The organism is Pseudomonas yamanorum, from assembly GCF_013386765.1.
GTDB lineage: Bacteria > Pseudomonadota > Gammaproteobacteria > Pseudomonadales > Pseudomonadaceae > Aquipseudomonas > Aquipseudomonas yamanorum_A.
This window is the reverse complement of the sequence record NZ_JACARE010000059.1, coordinates 1-16324: the sequence shown is the minus strand read 5'-3', so window position 1 is coordinate 16324 and position 16324 is coordinate 1. Positions and strand designations below refer to the sequence as shown.

Annotated in this window: 18 protein-coding genes; 15 read left to right on the top strand and 3 right to left on the bottom strand. The window is 64.0% G+C overall.

The window, feature by feature from the left end:
* Window positions 1–174 precede the first annotated feature (174 nt).
* Both HX875_RS30790 and HX875_RS30785 read right to left on the bottom strand, forming a co-directional pair.
* On the bottom strand, window positions 175–630 hold the full coding sequence (locus HX875_RS30790) for a winged helix-turn-helix domain-containing protein (protein WP_177048598.1): 456 nt from the start codon (window positions 628–630) through the stop codon (window positions 175–177).
* A 72-nt stretch (window positions 631–702) separates the two neighbouring features.
* On the bottom strand, window positions 703–3921 hold the full coding sequence (locus HX875_RS30785; protein WP_177048597.1) for a type III effector HrpK domain-containing protein: 3219 nt from the start codon (window positions 3919–3921) through the stop codon (window positions 703–705).
* Between the two features lie 563 nt (window positions 3922–4484).
* Between HX875_RS30785 and HX875_RS30780 the strand changes: the two genes are divergently transcribed.
* The 7 genes from HX875_RS30780 to HX875_RS30750 all read left to right on the top strand — a co-directional run bounded on the left by HX875_RS30780 (window position 4485) and on the right by HX875_RS30750 (window position 10182).
* Window positions 4485–4646, top strand: a complete 162-nt coding sequence (locus HX875_RS30780; RefSeq protein WP_003207273.1) for a hypothetical protein — start codon at window positions 4485–4487, stop codon at window positions 4644–4646.
* Window positions 4647–4761: 115 nt separating this feature from the next.
* On the top strand, window positions 4762–5655 hold the full coding sequence (locus HX875_RS30775; RefSeq protein ID WP_177048596.1) for a SctD/MshK family protein: 894 nt from the start codon (window positions 4762–4764) through the stop codon (window positions 5653–5655).
* A 28-nt stretch (window positions 5656–5683) separates the two neighbouring features.
* Window positions 5684–6040: a hypothetical protein gene (locus HX875_RS30770; RefSeq protein ID WP_177048595.1), complete on the top strand. Its 357-nt coding sequence runs from the start codon at window positions 5684–5686 to the stop codon at window positions 6038–6040.
* Complete coding sequence (locus HX875_RS30765; RefSeq protein WP_371132102.1) at window positions 6040–6375, top strand: tetratricopeptide repeat protein; 336 nt, start codon at window positions 6040–6042, stop codon at window positions 6373–6375. The genes HX875_RS30770 and HX875_RS30765 overlap by 1 nt, the downstream gene beginning before the upstream one ends.
* A complete protein-coding gene (sctV, locus tag HX875_RS30760) occupies window positions 6372–8510 on the top strand; it encodes a type III secretion system export apparatus subunit SctV (protein ID WP_177048593.1) in 2139 nt (712 codons plus the stop codon). The genes HX875_RS30765 and sctV overlap by 4 nt, the downstream gene beginning before the upstream one ends.
* Window positions 8507–9787 carry a type II and III secretion system protein family protein gene (locus tag HX875_RS30755; protein ID WP_177048592.1) on the top strand — a complete coding sequence of 427 codons (1281 nt, stop codon included), beginning with the start codon at window positions 8507–8509 and terminating at the stop codon, window positions 9785–9787. Before sctV ends, HX875_RS30755 begins: the two co-directional genes overlap by 4 nt.
* A 14-nt stretch (window positions 9788–9801) precedes the next feature.
* Window positions 9802–10182, top strand: a complete 381-nt coding sequence (locus tag HX875_RS30750) for a hypothetical protein (protein ID WP_177048590.1) — start codon at window positions 9802–9804, stop codon at window positions 10180–10182.
* Between the two features lie 555 nt (window positions 10183–10737).
* Here HX875_RS30750 and HX875_RS30745 read toward each other — a convergent pair.
* Window positions 10738–11502, bottom strand: coding sequence for a tetratricopeptide repeat protein (locus HX875_RS30745; protein ID WP_177048588.1), 765 nt, complete (start codon window positions 11500–11502; stop codon window positions 10738–10740).
* A 48-nt stretch (window positions 11503–11550) separates the two neighbouring features.
* On the opposite strand from HX875_RS30745, the gene HX875_RS30740 reads away from it, so the two are divergent.
* The 8 genes from HX875_RS30740 to HX875_RS32665 form a co-directional block, all read left to right on the top strand.
* Entirely contained in the window at window positions 11551–12117 is a 567-nt protein-coding gene (locus tag HX875_RS30740) for a type III secretion protein (protein ID WP_177048585.1), read from the top strand.
* A 31-nt stretch (window positions 12118–12148) separates the two neighbouring features.
* Entirely contained in the window at window positions 12149–12379 is a 231-nt protein-coding gene (locus tag HX875_RS30735) for a hypothetical protein (protein ID WP_177048583.1), read from the top strand.
* A gap of 9 nt (window positions 12380–12388) precedes the next feature.
* Window positions 12389–12826, top strand: coding sequence for a hypothetical protein (locus HX875_RS30730; RefSeq protein ID WP_177048581.1), 438 nt, complete (start codon window positions 12389–12391; stop codon window positions 12824–12826).
* Window positions 12827–12830: 4 nt separating this feature from the next.
* Window positions 12831–13613 (top strand): type III secretion system inner membrane ring lipoprotein SctJ, encoded by a 783-nt coding sequence (gene sctJ / locus HX875_RS30725; RefSeq protein ID WP_177048579.1) that lies wholly within the window; start codon window positions 12831–12833, stop codon window positions 13611–13613.
* Entirely contained in the window at window positions 13610–14227 is a 618-nt protein-coding gene (locus tag HX875_RS30720; protein ID WP_177048577.1) for a type III secretion protein, read from the top strand. The genes sctJ and HX875_RS30720 overlap by 4 nt, the downstream gene beginning before the upstream one ends.
* Window positions 14220–14798, top strand: coding sequence for a FliH/SctL family protein (locus HX875_RS30715; protein ID WP_177048575.1), 579 nt, complete (start codon window positions 14220–14222; stop codon window positions 14796–14798). The genes HX875_RS30720 and HX875_RS30715 overlap by 8 nt, the downstream gene beginning before the upstream one ends.
* Complete coding sequence (locus tag HX875_RS30710; protein WP_177048573.1) at window positions 14795–16117, top strand: FliI/YscN family ATPase; 1323 nt, start codon at window positions 14795–14797, stop codon at window positions 16115–16117. Before HX875_RS30715 ends, HX875_RS30710 begins: the two co-directional genes overlap by 4 nt.
* Window positions 16114–16324: hypothetical protein (locus HX875_RS32665; RefSeq protein WP_218172049.1), on the top strand; the 211-nt coding region annotated here is incomplete at its 3' end. The genes HX875_RS30710 and HX875_RS32665, both read left to right, overlap by 4 nt.

Below are 16324 nucleotides of genomic sequence, written 5' to 3'. Positions count from 1 at the left end.
CCGCTTCGTGCTGCCGGAGTGCGGGCACACCGAGCCTAGGCGAGGTGCCGAGTGGTGGGGCAAGAGCGTTTTGCTTACTTTTGCGCTCTTCAAAAGTGAGCCGCTGTAAGAGCGGAACCAATAGCGGCCTTGACCGAAGAAACGGATATGCCCCCCGATCCAAATCACCAAGGCTCAGCTATTAAGCCTCTCCAGCAACCCCCCGCGCACCGGCGCCACCTCACCACCCAAACACCGGCGACAGCTATAAACCCCCAACACCACAGGCTTTTTCACCGCCCCACGCTCCACCCAGGTAGTCGCGACAAACCGATACCCCTGGCCCGTCGCCGTGGCGATATACGCCGAATCTTCATCCCCCAACGCCCGGCGGATCGCCTTGATCTGCGCCCGCAGGTTGCATTCCTCCACCACCAGCCGTGGCCAGGCAATGTCTAGCAATTGGGTTTTCTCCAGCAACTCCCCAGGCCGTGAGGCGAGGGCAATCAGCAAGGTCAGGGCGCGGTTGCCCAAACTCACCGGCTCACCGTTCTTCAGCAGCAGATGACGTTTGGGCAGCAGTTGATAAGGGCCGAAGTGAATTTCAAAAGCGCCGCTGTCTTCCTGGTGTCTGCGTTGTGAATACGTCATGTGATTAACCTTTGTGCATGTTCAAGACACAGCCCCGCGCACCTCCCTTTCGCGCAGGGCTGCAAGGGAGGGTCAGGTGTTGATCGCCGGGATCGGGTCTTCCGGGTAATCCCCGGGTTCTGTCGGGCCGCCGGTCAAACCGTATTGCTTGAGCACCGGCGCAAGCTGACCGTAGAACGCGTCCTGCGCCTTGCCATGGGCATCCGCCAGGGCAAAGGGCAGGAAGGCGCTGCCGATCCCGCCAAGGATCGCCGTAGCCCCGCCAAGGATGCCGCTGATCGTCCCGGCCACCGCGCCGATTTCCGTGGCCCCGTACAACCCGGCCCCGGCTTCCACCAGCCCGGCCACCGCCGCACCCGTGCCGAGCACGCCCGTGGCAACGGAAAAACTGCCGCTCAGGTAGTCACCTTTTTTCAGCGAGTCGACACCGCCAATCACCCCGATCACGCCGCCGATAATCCCGCCCGCCGAGCCGATGATCTTGCCGGCCGCGCCGAGGTTGGCGATTTGCTGCGGGCTGAGCGGGCCCTTGCCCACCGGCACCTTGCCGGGGAAATCGCCAATGGTGCCGCCGTCCGGGCGGTTGACCCAGGTGATGCCATATCCGGCTTCCTTGGCGTATTTGGTGCCGCCTTCCATCAACAACCCGGCAAATTGCAGCCCGGCGGATACCCGGTTGGCATCGGCGATGGGCGTGGTGCTGCCGCTGGCCGAGCGGGCCATCAGCACGCCGCTCATCAGCACGGCGCTGCCGATGTGCAACAGGCCTTGCTTGAACGCCGGGCTGACGTCACCGAACTTCATGCCTTCGATAGCCTTGGGCAGTGCATCGGCAATCTTGTTGCCCTGGCGCCCGATGTCCCAAACCGAGCGCAGCATCGACACCACTTGCGCCGGGTCGATCTTGCCGCCGTCGGAGGTGACGAACATCTCGGGGTCTTTCTGCTGGGCGTCGTTGATCGCAGCAGTCACCTTGGCTTCGTCGAAGTTGCCCTTGCCATCCCCCAGGGTGATGTTCAGGGTGTCGGTGGTGGCACCGCCGAGCAGCGCATCGCCGAGGGCTTCGTTGAAATTCACCTGCAAGGTGGCGGCGTCTTCCGCCGATGCCTTGCCTCCCAGGAAGGCCTGGGCCGAGGCGGTGCTGGCGGCGAAGCTGCTGGCGGCAACGGTCGGGTCCATGCCGCCGGCCACCGCGTCGGTGAAGGCTTTGCCGGTCACCAGTTCGTTCTTGTAGTACTGCTGGATGTTGTCGCTTTGCCCAGCCTTGTCCGCGATGCCGGTGAGGTCCACATGGCCGTTGCCCCCCAGCGCCAGGTTGGCGATGGTCGTATCGTTGGCGGCGTTTTGCAGGCCCATGCCCATGTCGATCTGCTTGCCGTTCTGGTCCTTGGCGTTGAGGTTGTCGTTGAGGTTTTTGCCGGTCTCGATGCTATTGGTGTAGTAGTCCTGCATCGCGACTTTCAGGCTCGGGTTGCTGTCGACGATGTCGGCCAGGGCCGGGCCGCGGTTGTTTTGCAGGAAGCCTTGCACGTCCGGGTCGGCCGAGAGGGTTTCGATGCCGCTTTGCAGCTGCGCCTTGATCTTGTCCTCGTTGGGGTTGAGGCCGTAGTTGGGCGAGGTGTACTTGTCCATCAGGCCGGCGTGGGGCACGTAATCGCTCACCAGCAGGCGGGTTTGCGCATCGGTCAGTTGCACCAGCACCGCGGCTTTTTGCTCGCCACTGTAGTTCTGCGGGTTGGCCAGGATATCGGCGGTCAGGCCCGAGGTGTCGACGCCGGCGACGGCGTCACGGGTGGCGGCGCCGTCGAGGAAGGTCAGGGTGTCGCTGTCGGTTTTCGGTGCCTGTTTTTCCAGCCAGGCGCCGATGTTGTCGCGGGTGCCGATGCCGTCCGACTTGCCGGTGGCCGGGTTGTCGCCACCGGTTTCCAGGGCGTGGAACATCCCGGGTTTGGACCACATCGCCGCCGCGCCGGTCAGCTCGGTACTCAGGGCCGAATCGCTGGCCAACGCTCCCAGGTTGTCGCTGCGCAGCATGCCGTCGTTGCTGCGCTGGTTGGCGTCACCGGGGCGCATTGCCGAGCCTGCGCCAGCGGCCAGGCTCTCGTTGGCCATCAGGATCGCCGCCGACTTGGCGTTGGCCTTGGCCAGGTCGCCCGGGTGGCTGCCGAGGAAACTGCCATAGGATTTCGACGCGGCGCCGAGGTCCTTGCCGGCGTTGTCGATGAAGTGGTCGACATCCGAATGGGTGATCACATTGTCGGCCTTGCCGCGCCCGCCGGTGTCCAGCGCGGCCATCAGGCTCGGGCTGCTGGCCACGTACTTGAGCACGGCCTGGGCTTCCGGCGGCAGGGTGGTGGGCGGGTTGGCGAAGTCGATCGGCGCGCCGTGCAGACCCCAGGCGTCCCAATTTTGCGAGAGTAATTGGGCGGCCGCCTTGGGCCGGTTCAGGTCCAATTCTTCCTTGGTCGGAGTGCCGCTGGTGTTGCCGGTGATGGTGTCCCAGTCCTTGGCGCCGGATACGCCGAACGACGAGGTGTCGATCCAGGAGGTGTCCGAGGCGCCGGCCGCACCAGTACTGCCGGCGTACAGCTTGGCCACCTGGTCGTACAGCGCCGGGGTGATGTCCTGGGACACGATCACCTTGTCGCCGGAGGCGGTGGTGTAGCGAATCAACCCCGGCCCGACTTCCTCGGGCGGGCCGATATTAGCCGCCGGGTCCATGGTTTCGGTGGGGCCGGCCAGGCGATAGCCCTCGGCCTGGCTGGCGTTGATCGCGAACAGCTTGGCCGAGTCGCCGCTGACCTGGGCAAACAGCGCAGGCGTCTCCTTCTGGCTGACCACGATTTTGTCGCCGGCACTGGTCTCGTAGCGAATCAGCCCCGGGCCCAGTTCGGTGGTGCTGCCGATCGCCTTGTAGTTGCCCAGCCCCGGCGCCACGGTGCTGGCGTCGGCCTCCTTGTAGCCGGCGCTTTTGCTGTCGGCCAGGTTCTTTTCAAGGGTCGCGTCGCTTTGCTGGGCGTTGTACTGGTTCACCAGTTGCTCAAACAGCCGGGGGTTGTCGATTTGCTTGAGGGTCACTGGCTTGTCGCTGCCCAGCGGGGTGTAGGTGATGCTGTTGTTCACCGGTGCCTGCACGTTCTGGTACGGCAGCGGGATCGAGGGGCCGCGGATTTTCGAAGGGTCGAATACGGGCTTGTCGACGGCGGTGAACAGGGCTTTTTCAAACGTGCTCCGGGAACCATCCGGGCCCTTGTTATCGGCAGGATCAAGGCCATTCGGGATCGCAGTCATAGATCACCTGGAAGTTGTTTTATATAAGTCGGCATTTAGTGCAAGTGCACTAACTTGGGCGGGCGAAAGTTGCGAAGTGTTATTGAACGAGCCCGCGCCGAGCTATCAAACGCGATGATCAAGTCGCTTTTGTTACAAATGGCAATATCTGCAAAGTTGGGCAAATGGCTATTAGTTAAAAGTGTGAAGTTGTCGGCTTATTTTCCGAATAATAATGGGCGATCAACGGATTTGCGTGGCGCTTAACGGCATCGAATTGTTCAATAACGTTCATTTTAGATGGCGCAAGCCCCGTAATCATTGGGGTGTGGTGTGTATCGGTTTTTCAATAAAAGTTCCGCACCTGCGCGGCGATGAGATTGGCTCAACGGCGTGTTGAGCCGGATTTTTCACAGCGCCTGCGGTGAACGTTTCACAAGCTTTCACAGCGAAGGCGTTTTATTCGTGAGTAGTATGGGTCCCATGCAAACCGACAGCTGCATTGCCAACTCACTGTCTGACGCTGGGAGTTCGGTTCGGTTTGCATGCGGCTTAACTTCCCTATCGATGCAAGGAGATTGAACATGGCTACTACTCCACCAGTAAGTGCAGGCGGCGCCGACGACGCTATCGCGAAGATGGAAGCAACTTTCAACATGGCTATTGAGAAGTCGGCCAAGATCACCGAGATCAGCACCGCGAAAAAAGCAGAGCTCGACGCCACCAAACAGCGTCCGCAGAACTGATTCGCCTTGCGGGCAGCGCCGGCGCTGCCCGCATACCTGCCTTACCCCGTTGCACCGTTGTTGATCGGCACAGGTGCCGTTGCGGCCTGTGATTCTCAAGGGGGCAAACCCAACCATGACAGCCTTGATTTCCCTGGGCCTGCCCGCCGTGAACGGCGCGCCGACCCTGCTTGTGACCCACGGTTTGCACCAGGGCAGTTCCCTGATGCTCGACCAGCCGGTCTACACCCTTGGCGCCGCGCTGGCTGCCGACCTTCAGCTCAGCGATCCCGGGATTGCCGAGTTGCACCTGCGCCTGCGTTTTGAAGGCGCTCATGTGGCCGTCGAAGCCCTCGGCGGTGAGGTACTGATCACTGGCACTGCCGGTGATATCCGCATTCCCCAGGGCAGCGGCCATCGCGCGCGGCTGCCGCTGCAACTGCGTATCGGCACGGCGGGTGTGAGCCTGGCGCTGCCGGGCAGCCCGGAAAAACCACCTGCGGCGACACGCACTTTTACCCCTTGGATCATCGCCACCGCGTTGCTGTTTGTCTGCGCCGGCGCCCTGGCTTTTCGCAACGACCCGCCTCAGGCCCAGGCTGCAATGCCCGTCGCCGAAAAAACCGTGGCCAAGCCATCCCGCGCCGAGGCCAAGGCCTGGTTCGAAGGGCAACTGCAGGCCGCCCACCTGGACGCGGTGAAGGTCAGTGATACCGACGGCCAACTCAATGCCAGCGGCTCCTTCGAACGGGCGCAAAAGCCCCAGTGGGTCGCCCTGCAACAAGCCTTCGACCAGCGTTACGGCCAGCAGATCGTGCTCAACCCACGGGTCGCGGTGCGCGCGGATGCGGCCCGGCCACGGGTGCGTTTTCAAGCGGTGTGGTTCGGCGCCAATCCCTACGTGATCAACGACAGCGGCAAGCGCCTGTACCCCGGCGCGGCCCTGGCCGACAACTGGGTGCTGGACCGCATCGAGAACAATCAGGTGATCCTCGCCCGTGGCGAAGAGCGCTTCACCTTCACCTTATGACGCTGCTTTTTTCAGCTAAGGCCCCGGGATGAAAGTCGAACCGCGTCCGTTGATTCCCACTGATGTGCGCAGCGCACCGGTCGAGGCGATTCGCCCGGTCAACTCGCGCCAGGCCACTGCCTTCGAAGCAGTGCTGAAAACCCGCAAGGTCCAGTCCCGGCGCTCCCTGCGCAGCGACCTGGAAGAACTCACCAGCGCCGCCGGCGTCGACTCGCTGCTGTTCGGCAGCGCGCGCTCCCTGGAGCTGCTGGAACACGTGATGCAGCACCTGTTGCCGAACCTCGACGCCGAGCCGGAGATCAAGGCACTGGCCCACGACCTGATCAGCGAGGAAATCGAGATGCGCCGCACCCTCGAACAACAGCGCTCGGAGGTCCAGGCTTGATGTCCCGGGATAACAACGACGCGGTGCAATTGCTCAAGGGCATTGGCGAGCTGTACCGGCGCAACGGGCAGTCACAGCGTGCGCTGGTGATGCTGCTGATTGCCGTGAGCGTGGCGCCCGACGACGGCCTGTTGCTGCGTTCGCTGGTGCTGGCGTTCACCGACAGCGGTGACGCCACCCGCGCACTTTCGGCCCTGGACCGCCTGGTGGCGCTGGAAGGCGAGTCCGCCAGCCTGTTGCTGCTGCGCGCCCGGGCGCTGTGGTACGGCGAACGCAAGGACGAGGCACGCCAGTGCTTCAAACGCTACCTGGCCGCACGGAGAGTGGCGCCATGAACCTGCTCAATCGCCTGAACGGCATCGCGCGCATGGCCGCCCAGCGCACCGACGTGATCATCGTCGCGTTCATGCTGATGGCGATCGTGATGATGATCATCCCGTTGCCCACCTATCTGGTGGACATGCTGATCGGACTGAACATTGCCCTGAGCATCCTGATCCTGATCGTGGCCTTCTACATCGGTCACTCGGTGGAGTTCTCGGCGCTGCCGCCGCTGATCCTGCTCAGCACCCTGTTTCGCCTGTCGCTGTCCATCACCACCACCCGTTTGATTCTGCTGCACGGCGACGCCGGGCATATCGTCAAGGCCTTCGGTGACTTCGTGATTGCCGGCCAGGTGGTGGTGGGCATGGTGGTGTTCCTGATCATCACCGTGGCGCAATTCGTGGTGATTACCAAGGGCGCCGAACGGGTCGCGGAAGTGGCGGCGCGGTTCACCCTGGATGCGATGCCCGGCAAACAGATGAGCATCGACAACGACCTGCGCAACGGCGATATCGACCAGGCCGAAGCCCGCCGCCGGCGTTCGCGCCTGGAGCGTGAGAGCCAGATGTTCGGCGCGATGGACGGGGCGATGAAGTTCGTCAAGGGCGATGCGATTGCCGGGTTGGTGATCCTCGCGGTCAACCTGCTGGGCGGCATGCTGATCGGCATGATCGAGCGCGACATGGCCTTCGGCGCGGCGGTGCACACCTATTCGCTGCTGACCGTGGGCGACGGTTTGATCGCACAGATCCCGGCGCTGTTGATCTCCGTGGCGGCGGGCACCGTGGTCACACGGGTCAACAGCGACGGTGAGGCGGGCGACCTTGGCAGCGAGATTCTCAAGCAGTTGGGCGCCAGCTACCGGGCCCTCGGTTTGACGGCGTTGATCATGGTCGGCGTCAGTGTGATCCCGGGCTTTCCGACCTGGGTGTTCCTCGGTTTGTCGCTGGTGTTTGGTGGTGCGGCGTTCGTGATGTACCGCCGCCATACCCGGGAAAACCAGGTGGAGCCTGAAGTGCTGATCGAAACCGTGGACCCGGTAGTAGAAGCGCCGGCCGAGCAGGAGTACGGCGTGGCCCCCGACACCCGCGTATTGCTGACCCTCGGCAGCGCCCTGGCCCTCAGCGCGCCGCGCCAGTTGCTCGGCCAGCGCATCGAAGCGCTGTGCCACGACATTCGCAGCGACCTCGGCGTCGACGTGCCGGTGCCGGGCGTGCACATGGACGCCAAGGCCACACCGGGCAGTTTCCGGGTGTCCCTGGAAGGCGTGCCGGTGAGCGAGGGCGAGATGCCGGTCAACTGCCTGCTGTTGCAGGACGATCCGGTGCACGTGCAACTGCTGGACATCGCCACCCTGCAAGCTGATTCACCGCTTAATGGCCGTGCCGCACACTGGATCGAACGCCAGCACGAAGACGCCTTGCGCAACGCCGGCATCGGTTTCCTGCTGCCGGACGAAGTGCTGCGCGGCGTGCTGGAACGCAGCCTGCGCCGCTATGCCGCGGACTTTCTCGGGATCCAGGAAACCCGCCTGCTGCTCGAACGCACCGAAGCCACCTACGGCGAACTGGTCAAGGAAGCCCTGCGCCTGGTGCCGTTGCAGCGGGTGGCCGAAACCCTGCGCCTGCTGGTGGGCGAGGGCGTGTCGATCCGCAATCAGCGAGCCCTGCTGGAAGCCATGGTGGAGTGGGGCGCCCGCGAAACCGACGCCAGCCGCCTGGCCGAACACCTGCGGGCCGCGTTGGCACGGCAGATCAGCCATCAATACGCCGATCGTAATCGGGTGATTGGCGCGTTGGTATTGGCGCCGGGTTTGGAAGACCAACTGCGCGCATCCCTGCGTCGCCAGGAACCCAGCCGCGAAGTGATCCCCGAGGAGGTCAACCGCGCCTTGCTCGCCCAGTTGCGCCAGGCCTGCGACAAAACCACCGACGCCAACAGCGCCGTGTTGCTGGTGCACCCGGAACTGCGCCGCAGCCTGCGGCGCCTGGTGCTGCGCGGTGAACTGGAGCTGGCGGTGTTGTCGTTTCGCGAGCTGGCCACTGAATACAACCTGCAAGCCCTGGTGACCATCAGCCTCACCGATATCTCCAACCGCCGTGCACCTGCCGCGGCTTCCGTCACTTCCCTGGCGTCTGCCTCATGATCCGTTTTTGTCTGTTGTTGCTGACGTTGGTCTCGTTTTTTTGCAATGCCCAGGACATCGCCAACGGTGCCCAGGGCTCCATCAGCCTGGCCTCCGGTGAAGGCCGGATCCTGCATTTTGTGGCGCCGGTGGAGTCGGTGCTGGTGGCCGAGCCGGGGGTTGCCGACCTGCAAGTGGTGTCGCCGGGGGTGATCTATATCTTCGGCAAGGCGCCGGGCAATACCAGCCTGATTGCCCTTGGCAACGACGGCAAACAGCTCGCCAGCCTGAGCCTGGCGGTCAGCAGCGCGACCCAGGCGGTGACCGCGCCGATGCAGGAATTGCATCCCGGCAATGGCGCGCAGATCAGCGGTGCCGGTAACCGCTTGATCGCCAGGGGCACGGTGCGTTCGGTGGGCGAAGCGACGGACTTGAATGCGTTGCTCAACCCTCAAGGCCAGGGTTTTCAGAGCGCGGTCAACACCACCGAATATGCCGGTGCGGCCCAGGTCAATCTGCGGGTGCGCTTCGCTGAAGTGTCGCGCTCGGAACTGCTGCACTACGGCGTGAACTGGAACGCCATGTTCAGCAACGGCACCTTCTCCTTCGGCCTGATTACCGGCGGGCCGCTGGCAGCCGCGACTGCCGGCGGCCTGGCGGCAGCGGGCAGCGGCTCGGGCAATACCAATATCGACGGCATGCTCGACGCGTTGCAGGCCAACGGCATCCTGCAAATCCTGGCCGAGCCGAACATCACCGCCATGACCGGGCAGACCGCGAGCTTCCTGGCGGGCGGCGAAGTGGCGATTCCAGTGCCGGTGAATCGGGACCTGGTGGGGATCGAATACAAGTCGTTCGGCGTGTCGCTGCTGTTCAACCCGACCCTGCTGCCCAACGGCCGGATCGCCCTGCAAGTGCGCCCCGAGGTCAGCAGTGTGGTGAGTGGCGGCACGGTGGATTTCGGCAATTTCCATGTGCCGTCGTTCAGCGTGCGCCGCGCCGATACACGGGTGGAAGTGGGCAGCGGGCAGACGTTTGCGATTGCCGGGTTGTTCCAGCGCGAGAGCAGCCAGGACATCGAGAAGCTGCCGTTGCTGGGCGACTTGCCGATCCTGGGCAACCTGTTTCGCTCCAAGCGTTTTCAGCGTAACGAAACCGAGTTGGTGATTTTGATCACGCCGTACCTGGTGGAACCGGTGCGCAGTCGCACCCTGGCCACGCCGCTGGATGCGCAGCCTGCCACCGCCGCAGCGGCGGGGCCGCGCAGTGGTGGGGCGTTTGGTTTCTACATGAATTGATGAGGGGGCATGGCATGAAAGTTTCGCGTTTGTGGATGTGTTTGCCCCTGTTGGTGATGGGTTGCAAGACGCACCTGGCGCCGGTGTATTACTCGCCGCAGTATCAGGCGGACGGGTTGCCGAGCCAGTGTCAGCAGCCGCCGGCCAAGGATGAGATCGGGCTGGATGAGGATTTCAAGGCGACCTTGCCGTTGGGCTGTGCGAACAATTTGAATTTGATGCAGATGGTGGAGCAGCGTCAGGATTTGAATCAGGGGCGGGCGACGGGTCCTGCGATGGCCGCGCCGGTTGGGCGGGCGGCGCAGGTGTATATCGAGGGGTTTGATCGGGAGCAGTTGCAGCGGCGGCAGGCTCAGCAAGAGGCCAAGGCTGGCGCACCGGGAGCACAGCAATGACCCTGCGTGCGCATTCCCCCTGTAGGAGCTGGCTTGCCAGCGATAGCGGCCTTCCAGCCCCAGCAGATCTGCCTGCCACTCCACCATCTAAATGTAGGAGCTGGCTTGCCTGCGATAACGGTATTCCAGACCAAGGAGATCTGTCTGTCACACCGCCATCCAAATGTGGGAGCTGGCTTGCCTGCGATAACGGTATTCCAGGCCAAGGAGATTTATCTGTCACACCACAATCCAAATGTGGGAGCGGGCTTGCTCGCGAAAGCGGCCTAACGGTCGGTGAGTTTCTTGAAGCAGACCGAGTACATATCCATTCCTGCGGTAACGGCCACTTAGGGTTCCGCTCTTACAGCGGGTCACTTTTGGCAAACGCCCCAAAAGTAACCAAAAGGTCTTTGCCCCACCACTCGGNNCGCCGCGACGGCCCGTCCCTGGCCCGTCGCGGCTAAATCGGCATCCCTGCCGATTTACCCGCTCCACCGTGCCTGCTTGCGGCCATCGTGGTTGACGGGGCCTGATAGATCAAAATCAAAAGCAGGGCAACAGCAAGGTTACCCTTTAGTGCGTATCCACCAACCCCAACTCCCGCGCCTGCGCAACCGGGTCGCTGATGGCTTTGATGCGATTGGCTTCGGCAACCAGCCGTACTCGCTCAGCCGCCGGAATGTCGTCCAGCGGCAAGCTGGCGACTCGTTGTTCGTAACCCGCCAACACCAGCACCAACAACTCATTACGCTGATGCCGTGGCAACGCGCGGGGCGATTGGGTGACCGGGGCGATGGTGTCCAGCGCCTGCTGCGCCTGGCCGCCAAGGGCATAGGCCAGCGCCAGGTTGCAGCGGCTGTCGAGGTCGTCGGGTTGCAGGCTCAGGCTTTTGGCGAAGGCGGTTTGTGCCGCGACGGCCTGGCCATTCAGCACTTGAGCGATGCCCAACCGGGTGTAGGCGACCGGCGTTTGGCTGGCCTCTGCAGCTTGCCCCAGGGCCGTCACGGCGCGTTGGGTTTTGCCCAGTCGCAGTTGTGCGGTGCCCAGCCCCAGCAAGGCGTCGGCGTTGTGGGCCTGAAGGCCGAGGGCTTGCTGGAAGGCGCGCTCGGCACCGGCCGCATCGTTGCCGTCGAGCCGTGCCTGGCCGAGTTTGAGCCACAGGTCGATGCCGGCGCCCGGTTGCTGGGCCGCACGTTCATACAGCGCCGCCGCGCTGGCGTAGTCGCCACGTTTGTTCAGGTCGTTGGCCAGCTTTACCGAACGGTCGGAATCGCTCGGGGCAGGGCTGGAACAGGCGGCCAGCAACAGGCTGCCGGCAAGCAAAAAGTGTTTGGTCATCGTCACAACTCGTTGGGCGAAGGCGGACGCCATGTAAGCATATTTTCCATGGCGCTCCTATGTCTGTCGGTGCTGTTTGGCACCTCGATCGCCCACGCCGACGAAGAGCCGGAATGGTTCGCCAAACCCTACGCCTACGTGCTGGTGGACCAGGACGTGCGCGCCGCCCTCGAAGAGTTCGGCCACAACCTCGACATCCCGCTGGTGCTCTCCGACAAGGTTCGCGGCAAGGCCCGCAGCACCGTGCGCGCGGCCACCGCCGGGGAGTTCCTGCAGACGCTGTGCAGCACCAACGGCCTGACCTGGTACTTCGACGGCAACCTGCTGTACCTCAACGCCAGCGACGAAATCAGCACCAGGCTGTTCAAGGCCAGCGCCCTGAACCTGGACCAGTTGCAAGCCTATTTGAACAACCTCGATGTGTTCGGCCAGCAGTTGTCGATGCGCAACGGCCCCGAGGGCGATGAAGTCTTCGTCTCCGGGCCGCCGCCGTACCTGGCGCTGGTCCAGCAGCATGTGGATCACCTGCAACCCAAGGCCGCCGCGCCCGTTGTTGCACGCGAGCACGGCGTGCGGGTATTTCGCGGCGCCCAGGTGAGCACCGAAACCCCCTGATTCACCCCAACCCCAGCAAAGGAGCATGACCATGTCCGTAACCGCCGTAGACAGCAACCTCGCCCCCGGTGGCGCGAGCCCTGAAGCCAAGTTCAACGCCGCGGTGGATAACGCCAAGAGCGCCGACAAACCGGAGATGACCGACGCCGAATTCACCGATGCCCTGATCACCCAGGCGGTCACCATCGGCGGTCAATTCATCATCATGCCCAAGGCGCAGGAAATGCTGAATGACGCCCTGTCCGATGACGACGAAGAGTAGGGCGCAGCCATGACCATCAGTCTCGCAGCCGGCGCCGCGGCCTTGCCGCCGTCCGCCGGCGCGGGGCCCGCGGGGGCCTCGCAGAATCTGTTCGAGCACATGGCCAATACGGCCAAGGGTATGCCCGAGGGCGCCAGCCCCCATCAGATCGGCTCGGGCCTGATGGAGCGCCTGAACAGTTTTATCGACCGCTCCCGGACCTTTTCCGAGCGCGCCGATGTGCTCACCAATAACCCGTCGGCGCCACCCCAAGTGGCCGCTGCGGACATCCGCACCTCGGGTGCCTCACCCACGGCAGAGCCGGGCAAGAAAGTCGCCGAGCAGCAGGTCGACCAGATCGTCCATTCACTGGGCAAGATGTTCGACTACTCCATCGAAACCCAGATGGTGGTGCGTGGTGCGACGCAGATTTCCGGTTCCGCCAACACGCTGCTCAAGGGTCAATAACGCCATGCCAAGCCCGAATCGTGCCCTGCGCCTGCTGCTGATCGGCGTGCTCGCCAGCCTGTTGCAGGCCTGCGACATGGACCTCTACACCAACCTCAGCGAGCGCGACGCCAACGCCATGGTCGCCGTGCTGCTGCGCGACGGCATCCCGGCCACGCGCAAGGTGCAGGACAACGGCCAGTTGAAAGTGGTGGTTGACGAACAGCGCTTCGCCGAAGCCATGACCCTGCTGGACAACGCCGGCCTGCCCCAGCAGAGCTTTTCCAATATGGGCGAGGTGTTCAAGGGCAACGGCCTGGTGTCGTCGCCGGTGCAGGAGCGGGCACAGATGATCTACGCCTTGAGCGAAGAACTGTCCCACTCGGTGTCGCAGATCGACGGCATCGTCTCGGCACGGGTGCACGTGGTGCTGCCGGACAATGACCTGCTCAAGCGCGTGATCTCGCCGTCGTCGGCTTCGGTGCTGGTGCGCTACGACCCGGGCACCGACATCAATACGCTGATCCCGCAGATCAAGACCCTGGTGGCCAACGGCATTTCCGGCCTGAGCTACGACGGCGTGTCGGTGACGGCGATCAAGGCCGCGGTGTCCATCAGCCAGAACCCGGCACAACCGCGGCTGGCGCGCTTCATGGGCTTGTGGCTGCTGGAAGACAACCTCAACCAGGCGCGATTGCTTTTTGGCGGTTTGTTGCTGCTGGCCCTCGGCGCCTGTGGCGTGTTGGCCCGCCAGCAATGGGCGCGGCGCCAGTCCCAGGCGTTGTATGTGCTCAAGGAGGGTGAATGAGCCTGTTTGAGCGTTGGCAGGGCCTGATCGCCCAGCCGTTGCAGTTTGTGCGCGAGCAAAGCCTCGGCGAGTGTTTCGGCGAAGGGCTGCCGGTCGAGGTGCTGCAAGCCCTGCATGTGCAACCGCGTTTTCGCTCGCGGCTGGAGCAGTTGCTGGCGAGTCATTATCAGTTGGCGCCGCTGGCGCATCTGGTCACGCCACCGGCCGCCGATTTACCGGTGCTGTTGCTGAACCCGGCGCAATTCGAGCGCCTGCCCAGGCTGTGCGGGGCGATCTGGCATGGCTCGACCCTGAGCCGGGAGATCCGCCGCGAGGTGGTCAATGAACTGCGTGAAGGCCTCGGCCAGGAAGCCTTTGCCCTGGCCCTGGCGAACCGGCAGTTGGGTGGCGCGGCCGACCTGTTGCGCGAGCCCGCCGAATTGATCGATGCCATCGACCGTGATGGCCTCACCTGTGTCGCCGCCTGGCTGCAAGCCCAGCCCGCCGAGTTGCAAGGCTGGCTGCAACTGCGGTTTGCGGCGCCCAAGGGTTACAGCGGGCGCTTGCCCCGCGACCTGGAAATTGTCCAGACCGTCGCCGCCCGGTTGCTCGCCGAGGAACTTGCCCATGAGTGAATTACCCAGCCGTCCCGCCGCGCGGATCCTGCGTGCCGAGGAGGCGGCGTTGTGGACCGATGGTTTTGCCTTTGTGCAAGCCGCCAGGGACCACGCCGAGCAGATCAAGGCTGACAGCGACCAGTGGCTGCACACCGCCCGCGCCGAAGGGTTTGAAAGCGCGCGCCGGGAAGGCGCCGAACAGGTCGCGCAGTTGCTGCTGGAAACCCAGTCCCAGGTCCAGCATTACCTGGCCGGGCTTGAAGCGTCGCTGGCGGACCTGGCCCTGGGCATCGTGCGTGAAGTGCTCGGCGAGCTGGACGATACCGACCGCGTGGTGCGTTGCACGCGCCAGGCCTTGAGTGCGTTTCGCCAGGGCCAGGCGTTGACCTTGTGGGTGCCGCCTGCGGAAGTGAGTGCCTTGCGTCAACAGTTGCTCAAGGACGGCATAGCGGTAGAAGCCGATGCGCAATTGAGCGCGGGCCAGGCCCGCCTGAGCAGCCCGGCGGGTTCGGTTGAACTGGGGCTGGAGGCGCAACTGCAAACACTGCGCCGCAACCTGTTGCCCTTCGCCGAAGAGGGCTTGGCATGAACCTCAATCACTTGCTGCCGCGTCTGACCGAGCGCCTTTCCCAGGCCCGCTTGCGCCCTATGCAAGGCACCGTGCTGAGCATTCGTGGGGTGCTGTTGCGGGCCAGTGTTGCGGGCGCGAGCATCGGCGAGCTGTGCCATCTGCGGGACCCGGTCAGCGGCCGCAGCCTGAGTGCCGAAGTGATCGGTTTTGACGGTGACGAAGCGATCCTGTCGCCCATCGGTTCCATGGAGGGCCTGTCGACCCGCACCCAAATCATCGCCACCGGTGAAAGCCTCGGCGTGGCGGTGGGGGACGCGCAACTGGGGCGGGTGATCAGCCCCATGGGCGAGTTTCTCGACGGCGACGGCATACCGCCGACCCTGAACTTGCAGACTTACCCTTTGCACGCCGAGCCACCGGCGCCGTTCTCCCGGCAGCTGATCGTGCGTTCCATGGCATTGGGCATTCGCTCCATCGACGGCTTGCTGACCCTTGCCCAGGGCCAGCGCATGGGCATCTTCGGCGAGCCCGGGGTGGGCAAGTCCTCGTTGCTGGCGAGCATCATCCGCAACAGCGAGGCCGACGTGATTGTGATCGGCCTGATCGGCGAGCGGGGCAGGGAAGTGCGCGAACTGCTGGACGTGCAACTGGACGCCCAGGCCCGTGCACGTACCGTCGCCGTCGTCGCCACTTCTGATCGTCCTGCCGCCGAGCGGGTGCGGGCGGCATTTGTCGCCACCACTTTGGCCGAGTACCACCGCGACCAGGGCCGCAACGTGCTGCTGCTGATGGACAGCCTCACCCGGTTCGCCCGGGCCCAGCGCGAGATCGGCCTGGCGGTGGGTGAACCGCCGACCCGTCGCGGTTATCCGCCGTCGTTTTTTGCCACCTTGCCCAAGCTGCTGGAGCGCGCCGGCCCGGGCCCCAGTGGCAGCATCACTGCGCTGTACACCGTGCTTACCGAAGGCGATGCCGCCAGCGACCCGGTGGCCGAGGAAGCGCGCTCGATCCTCGACGGGCACATCGCCCTGAGCGCCGAACTGGCCCAGCGCAACTACTTCCCGGCGGTGGACGTGCTGCGCAGTCGCAGCCGCTTGATGGAGCAGGTCGCCGGTGACGAACACAAGCGCCTGGCGATGCGCATCCGTGAACTGATGGCGCGCTACGGCGAAATTGAAATGCTGATCCGCGTCGGCGAGTACTCCGCCGGCAGCGACCCGTTGGCCGACGAAGCGATCAGCCGCCACGCTGCAATCGAAGCCTTCCTGCGCCAGAACGCCGACGAGCCCAGCAGCCCCGAACACACCTTGATCCGCATGCGCCAGGTGCTGGCATGAGCCCGAAAGTGTGGGAGCTGTCGAGCTTCAGCGAGGCTGCGATGGCGTCAGTGCAGCCGACATCGATGTTGCCTGACCCACCGCTTTCGCAGCCTCGCCGGGGCTCGACAGCTCCCACATTCGATCTTCATGTACTCAGCCAGTGCCGTGTTGGCATGAGCCCGAAAACGCAGCGCGATTTAACCGGCCATGAAGATCCAGTGTGGG

Excerpts from the sequence above, each read along its gene's own strand:
- HX875_RS30790 (WP_177048598.1), bottom strand. The coding sequence starts at position 630 with ATGACGTATTCACAACGCAGACACCAGGAAGACAGCGGCGCTTTTGAA.
- HX875_RS30785 (WP_177048597.1), bottom strand. The coding sequence starts at position 3,921 with ATGACTGCGATCCCGAATGGCCTTGATCCTGCCGATAACAAGGGCCCG.
- HX875_RS30780 (WP_003207273.1), top strand. The coding sequence starts at position 4,485 with ATGGCTACTACTCCACCAGTAAGTGCAGGCGGCGCCGACGACGCTATC.
- HX875_RS30775 (WP_177048596.1), top strand. The coding sequence starts at position 4,762 with ATGACAGCCTTGATTTCCCTGGGCCTGCCCGCCGTGAACGGCGCGCCG.
- HX875_RS30770 (WP_177048595.1), top strand. The coding sequence starts at position 5,684 with ATGAAAGTCGAACCGCGTCCGTTGATTCCCACTGATGTGCGCAGCGCA.
- HX875_RS30765 (WP_371132102.1), top strand. The coding sequence starts at position 6,040 with ATGTCCCGGGATAACAACGACGCGGTGCAATTGCTCAAGGGCATTGGC.
- sctV (WP_177048593.1), top strand. The coding sequence starts at position 6,372 with ATGAACCTGCTCAATCGCCTGAACGGCATCGCGCGCATGGCCGCCCAG.
- HX875_RS30755 (WP_177048592.1), top strand. The coding sequence starts at position 8,507 with ATGATCCGTTTTTGTCTGTTGTTGCTGACGTTGGTCTCGTTTTTTTGC.
- HX875_RS30750 (WP_177048590.1), top strand. The coding sequence starts at position 9,802 with ATGAAAGTTTCGCGTTTGTGGATGTGTTTGCCCCTGTTGGTGATGGGT.
- HX875_RS30745 (WP_177048588.1), bottom strand. The coding sequence starts at position 11,502 with ATGACCAAACACTTTTTGCTTGCCGGCAGCCTGTTGCTGGCCGCCTGT.
- HX875_RS30740 (WP_177048585.1), top strand. The coding sequence starts at position 11,551 with ATGGCGCTCCTATGTCTGTCGGTGCTGTTTGGCACCTCGATCGCCCAC.
- HX875_RS30735 (WP_177048583.1), top strand. The coding sequence starts at position 12,149 with ATGTCCGTAACCGCCGTAGACAGCAACCTCGCCCCCGGTGGCGCGAGC.
- HX875_RS30730 (WP_177048581.1), top strand. The coding sequence starts at position 12,389 with ATGACCATCAGTCTCGCAGCCGGCGCCGCGGCCTTGCCGCCGTCCGCC.
- sctJ (WP_177048579.1), top strand. The coding sequence starts at position 12,831 with ATGCCAAGCCCGAATCGTGCCCTGCGCCTGCTGCTGATCGGCGTGCTC.
- HX875_RS30720 (WP_177048577.1), top strand. The coding sequence starts at position 13,610 with ATGAGCCTGTTTGAGCGTTGGCAGGGCCTGATCGCCCAGCCGTTGCAG.
- HX875_RS30715 (WP_177048575.1), top strand. The coding sequence starts at position 14,220 with ATGAGTGAATTACCCAGCCGTCCCGCCGCGCGGATCCTGCGTGCCGAG.
- HX875_RS30710 (WP_177048573.1), top strand. The coding sequence starts at position 14,795 with ATGAACCTCAATCACTTGCTGCCGCGTCTGACCGAGCGCCTTTCCCAG.